Origin of the sequence: Micromonospora mangrovicola (assembly GCF_047200535.1) — a bacterium.
Lineage (GTDB): Bacteria > Actinomycetota > Actinomycetes > Mycobacteriales > Micromonosporaceae > Micromonospora.
In genome coordinates, this window is the sequence record NZ_JBJZOG010000197.1 from 1 (window position 1) to 3,917 (window position 3,917).

Consider the following 3,917-nt stretch of genomic DNA (forward strand, 5'->3'; position numbering starts at 1 on the left):
GGCCAGCCGCGACCTACCGAACCTGCCGCCGCAGACCTTCCGCGACTGGTGGGCCGAGCGGTGAGCTCCCGTGACCTCATCCTCGGCCGGCTCCGGTCCGCCCTCGGCGAGCCACGGCCCGTGCTGGCCGAGGTGCCCCGGGGCTACCGGCCCGCCGGCGCCGTCCGCACCGACGTCGACCTGCTCGTGGAGCGTCTCACGGACTACCGGGCCACCGTGCACCGGTGTCCCGATGCCGACGTCGCCCGGATAGTTGACGAGGTACTCGGCGGCTGGCAGGTCGTGGTGCCACCCGGACTGCCCCGAAACTGGCTACCCGACAGTGTCACTGCGGTGCCGGACGACGACCTCCCCGCCGGGCGGATCGCCACCGTCGACGCGGTGGTCACCGCGGCGGCGGTGGCCGTCGCCGAGACCGGCACCATCGTGCTCGACGCGGCCCCCGACCAGGGCCGCCGCATCATCACCCTGCTGCCCGACGTGCACGTGTGCGTGGTGCGCGCCGACCAGGTCGTCGCCACCGTGCCGGACGCCCTCGCCCGCCTCGACCCGCACCGCCCGCTGACCTGGATCAGCGGGCCCTCCGCCACCAGCGACATCGAGCTCGACCGGGTCGAGGGCGTCCACGGCCCACGCAACCTCCACGTGATCATCGTCGACTGAACCAGGCCGACAGGCCGCAGCGCCGGACGTACCGGATCCCGAGTTATCGTGGCCCCAACAGTAGATCGTGACTAATGACCACGATGGATATGCCCTCGACGTCGCCCTCGGACGAGGAGGGATGTCGGTTTCCCGTTCGGCATGCGTGTGCTGGCGTTGTTCGGCGCGTTGACGTTCGGCCTGAGCTTCGGCGATCCAGCCGGCGACCACGGCCGGGTCGGCGCCGGCTTCGAGTCGAAGCGGCAGCGGCATTGGGCGACGCCGTGGGAGTGCTGGCCTTGCATCTTCCTGTCGCAGATGCCGCAGTGGACCAGGCTTCTGAAGATGTAGGGGTGGCGGGATCGATGCGTCCGTTCGGGGCGGTGGCGGTGCGAGCCCGCCGGCCGAGCATCTCCTGGACGCGGTCGACGTCCGCCTGCCCGATCAGCGGTTCGTGGGCCGGTTCCCCCGTCAGCGCCACGGCTCTTCGGGGGTGCCGGTTCGCCGGTTGTGGTGGTCCAAAAGCCTGGACAGCAGTTCGCTCAGACGCTGTCGCTCCTCGGGTGACAGCGGAGCCAGCAGTTCGTCCTGGGTTTCGGCCAGCCGCTTCTCCAGTCGCCGCAGCTGTCGCTTGCCCGCGGCGGTCAGGGTGATGATGTTGCGCCGCCGGTCGGAGGGGTCCGGGGCGCGCTCGACTAGTTTGTGTTCGGCGAGCTCGTTGATCGTCGCGACCATGTCGCTGAGGTGGATGCCGCTACGGCGGCCCAGCGCTGCCTGGCTGGCCGGGCCGAACTGCTCCAGCGTCGCCAGCAGGCGGTAGTGGTAGCCGCGGGCGCCGACGGACGAGAACCCCTCGGCCACTAGGCGGTGCGCGTGGCTGGCGGTCTGGGTGAGCAGCCAGCTGGGCAAGCTCTCCCAGGTGGTGGGCGTCTTCTCGGGTGGGTTCTCCATGTGACAAGCCTAACGAACCATTCGGAGCACCAATGATTGTGATATCGTTTGGGCACCAAACGTTATTCGCCTGAACGTTTAGACGCCAAACGGATCTCCCTGGAGTTAGGATCATGATCAAGCCGTTCCGCATCGACATCCCCCAGGCCGACCTCGACGACCTGACCGACCGGCTCTCCCGCACCCGCTGGCCCAACGAGGTCGCCGACGCCGGGTGGGACTACGGCTTCCCGCTGGCGCGGCTCAAGGAGCTGGCCGAATACTGGCGCACCGGCTACGACTGGCGCGAGCACGAGGCCAAGCTCAACGAGCTTCCGCACTTCACCACCGAGATCGACGGCCAGAACATCCACTTCCTCCACGTCCGGTCTTCGAAACCGGAAGCGCTCGCGCTGATCCTCACCCACGGCTGGCCCGGTTCGTTCCTGGAGTTCCTCGACGTGATCGAACCGCTGTCGCGCGACTTCCACCTGGTGATTCCGTCCATCCCCGGCTTCGGGTTCTCCGGGCCGACCCACGAGCGCGGCTGGGACGCCGTCCGGATCGCCCGGGTCTGGGCCGAGCTGATGCGCCGCCTGGGATACGAGCGCTACGGCGCGCAGGGCGGTGACTTCGGTGCGGGCATCTCCATCGGGCTCGGCGCGGTCGCGCCCGAGCACGTCGTCGGGGTGCACGTCAACTACCTGCCGACCCGGCCGGACCCCGACGTCGAGGTGTCCGAAGCGGATGAGGCCCGACTGGACAAGGTCAGGCATCTGATGGCGAATCGCCCGCCGTACCAGGCCCTGCAGGCGCTCACCCCGCAGACCATCGGCTACGCGCTGACCGACTCGCCGGTCGGCCAACTGGTCTGGATCGCCGAGCGATTCGCACAGTGGACGGACCCCGCCACACCGGTCAGCGACGATCGGATGCTCACCGACATCTCGCTGTACTGGCTGACCGCGACCGCGGCCTCCTCGGGCCGGCTCCACCACGACACTCCCCGGGGGAGCCAGCAGCCCTGCCGGGTGCCGCTCGGCGTGGCGGTGTTCGCGCACGACATCACACAGTCGGTGCGACCGCTGGCCGAGCGGCTGTACGACATCCGGCACTGGTCGGAGTTCGAGCGCGGCGGCCACTTCGCCGCGATGGAGGTGCCGGACCTGCTCGCCGAGGACATCCGGGACTTTTTTCTCACCCACATCAAGTGACCCGAACGTCAGCCAGTCGAACTACTTGGGGAGGCCATCGTGACCAGCACCGAAACCCTGATCCGCGCACTCGCCGACCGCGCCGAACTCGCCGACCTGGTCGCCCGCCACAGCTTGTGGATCGACGAGGCTCGCTACGGCAAGACCGGCCAACTCTTCACCGACGACGTCGTCGTCAAGTCCCCGCGCGGGGAGGCCCGCGGCATCGAGGCGCTCATCGAACTCGTGCGCTCGGGCCACGACACGTACGTCCGCACCCTGCACAACAAGTCCAACCTCATCATCGAGGTCGACGGCGAGACCGCCACGGTGTGGGCCCACGACATCGCCGTCTTCGTCATCGACGACAAGACAGAGGCGGTCGCGGCCGGCATCGCCCGCTACGGCGCGCGCCGCACCGAGGACGGCTGGCGCTTCGACCGCCTCGAAATCACCCCGGTCGCACTGACCGAAGCCCTCGACCGGGCCCTCTAGACGGGGCGACCTTGACACCGAGCGTGAGCAGCTCACCGTGGATGCGACGGTAGCCCCACGAATCGTTTTCGCGGGCCAGACGGGGCACCAGCTTCCGGATCGAGCGGACGGTCGGCGGGCGTCCGCCGCAGTTGGGCCGCGAGATCCTCGCGTGGCTGTGGGCGACGAGGTCACGATGCCAGCGGAGCACAGTATCGGGGCGAACCAACAGCCGGATGCGGCCCAGCACGTCGCCCGGCAGCCGGTGCAGCAGCGCGGCGAGGAACGCCCGGTCCGCCGAATTGAACCGGGGCTTCTCGCCGTGCAGTTGCCGTTCGAGGACGGTGATCTGGTGGCGGAGTGCCAAGATCTCGATGGCCTTGTCGCGGTCGCCCACCGGCAGCAGCCTGAACATCGCGAGGGCGTTGGTCACGCCAAGGTACGCCAGTCGCAACAGCGTGAAGCGGCATCATTGCCCAGTGGTGGGTGTCGATGCGAGACGCGTCGGAGGCGTCGGCCGGGCAAGATCTCCCTGCCGCGGCCGAAGCGGCCGTGAGCTGGGCGGACGTGGTTTTCGGCATGCGCAGGGCCGCTTCCCTGCGGGTTGAGCCTGTAGCTCGCGGCCTCGGATTCGACTGCCCAAGTGTGGTGGTCGCACACGATGATCATGTTGTTGGT

General features: G+C 68.9%; 6 protein-coding genes. 4 read left to right on the forward strand and 2 right to left on the reverse strand.

The genetic code is table 11. The features are described 5' to 3' along the window. The first annotated feature begins 60 nt into the window (after positions 1-60). The gene (locus tag ACL02O_RS33735) at positions 61-663 is read left to right on the forward strand and encodes a LutC/YkgG family protein (RefSeq protein WP_412822237.1); all 603 of its coding nucleotides are present in this window, start codon (positions 61-63) and stop codon (positions 661-663) included. A gap of 141 nt (positions 664-804) precedes the next feature. Then, positions 805-993, forward strand: coding sequence for a hypothetical protein (locus tag ACL02O_RS33740; RefSeq protein ID WP_412822238.1), 189 nt, complete (start codon positions 805-807; stop codon positions 991-993). A 120-nt stretch (positions 994-1,113) separates the two neighbouring features. On the opposite strand, the gene ACL02O_RS33745 is transcribed toward ACL02O_RS33740, so the two are convergent. After that, the gene (locus tag ACL02O_RS33745) at positions 1,114-1,593 is read right to left on the reverse strand and encodes a MarR family winged helix-turn-helix transcriptional regulator (RefSeq protein ID WP_412822239.1); all 480 of its coding nucleotides are present in this window, start codon (positions 1,591-1,593) and stop codon (positions 1,114-1,116) included. 113 nt (positions 1,594-1,706) lie between these two features. Here ACL02O_RS33745 and ACL02O_RS33750 point away from each other — a divergent pair, with 113 nt between their 5' ends. Both ACL02O_RS33750 and ACL02O_RS33755 read left to right on the forward strand, forming a co-directional pair. After that, a complete protein-coding gene (locus ACL02O_RS33750) occupies positions 1,707-2,786 on the forward strand; it encodes an epoxide hydrolase family protein (protein ID WP_412822240.1) in 1,080 nt (359 codons plus the stop codon). Positions 2,787-2,825: 39 nt separating this feature from the next. Then, positions 2,826-3,260: a nuclear transport factor 2 family protein gene (locus ACL02O_RS33755; RefSeq protein ID WP_412822241.1), complete on the forward strand. Its 435-nt coding sequence runs from the start codon at positions 2,826-2,828 to the stop codon at positions 3,258-3,260. Here ACL02O_RS33755 and ACL02O_RS33760 read toward each other — a convergent pair. Beyond that, the gene (locus ACL02O_RS33760) at positions 3,217-3,672 is read right to left on the reverse strand and encodes a hypothetical protein (RefSeq protein ID WP_412822242.1); all 456 of its coding nucleotides are present in this window, start codon (positions 3,670-3,672) and stop codon (positions 3,217-3,219) included. The two genes, ACL02O_RS33755 and ACL02O_RS33760, sit on opposite strands and share 44 nt — an antisense overlap. Positions 3,673-3,917 lie beyond the last annotated feature (245 nt).